At 75.4% G+C, this 966-nt stretch carries 1 protein-coding gene; it reads left to right on the top strand.

Annotated elements, in window-relative coordinates; all coding sequences use genetic code 11:
* Positions 1-29 precede the first annotated feature (29 nt).
* A complete protein-coding gene (gene mmuM / locus CCN72_RS13485; RefSeq protein ID WP_086807736.1) occupies positions 30-965 on the top strand; it encodes a homocysteine S-methyltransferase in 936 nt (311 codons plus the stop codon).
* Position 966: the final 1 nt, after the last annotated feature.

Below are 966 nucleotides of genomic sequence, written 5' to 3'. Positions count from 1 at the left end.
CCCCCTCCCGGTGGACTAGCGTCACCGGTATGACCGGCAACGCTTCCACCCCCACCCTCGCCGCGGCCCTCGCCGCCGGGACGGTCGTACTCGACGGCGGGCTGTCCAACCAGCTGGAGTCCGCCGGGCACGACCTGAGCGACGAGCTGTGGTCGGCGCGGCTGCTCGCCGAGCGGCCGGAGGCGATCACCGAGGCGCATCTCGCCTACCACCTGGCGGGCGCGAGTGTGGCGATCACCGCCAGCTACCAGGCCACCTTCGAGGGCTTCGCCCGGCGCGGCATCGGCCGCCCGGAGGCGGAACGCCTGCTCGCGCTGAGCGTCCGACTGGCTCATGACGCGGCCCGGCGGGCCCAAGAGGCGGGCGTGGAGCGCCCGTTGTGGGTGGCCGCCTCGGCGGGACCGTACGGCGCGATGCTCGCGGACGGCTCCGAGTACCGGGGCCGCTACGGGCTCGGCGTGGCCGAACTGGAGCGCTTCCACCGCCCCCGCCTCGAAGCCCTGGCCGCCGCCGCGCCGGACGTCCTGGCCCTGGAGACCGTCCCGGACACCGACGAGGCCACCGCGCTGCTGCGGGCGGTACGCGGACTGGGGGTCCCGGCCTGGCTGTCGTACACGATCGACGGCGCCCGCACCCGTGCCGGCCAGCCCCTGGAGGCGGCCTTCGCGCTCGCGGCCGACGCGGACGAGATCATCGCGGTGGGCGTGAACTGCTGCGCCCCCCAGGACGCGGCCCCCGCCGTCGAACTCGCCGCCCGGGTCACCGGCAAGCCGGTCGTGGTCTACCCCAACAGCGGCGAATCCTGGCAACCCGCCTCCCACTCCTGGACCGGCCCGACCACCTTCACCCCCACCCAGGTCACCTCCTGGCACACCGCAGGCGCCCGCCTGATCGGCGGCTGCTGCCGGGTGGGCCCGGAGAGCATCGCCTCGATCGCACGGACGCTGGGGGCGCAGACGGTCTGAC

Origin of the sequence: Streptomyces murinus, from assembly GCF_002154555.1 — a bacterium.
GTDB lineage: Bacteria > Actinomycetota > Actinomycetes > Streptomycetales > Streptomycetaceae > Streptomyces > Streptomyces murinus.
The sequence above is the reverse complement of the archived record's forward strand: the minus strand, read 5'-3'. Positions and strand labels throughout refer to the sequence as shown.

Bases quoted from the DNA above. Each gene is read 5' to 3' on its own strand.
- mmuM (WP_086807736.1), top strand. From the start codon at position 30: ATGACCGGCAACGCTTCCACCCCCACCCTCGCCGCGGCCCTCGCCGCC.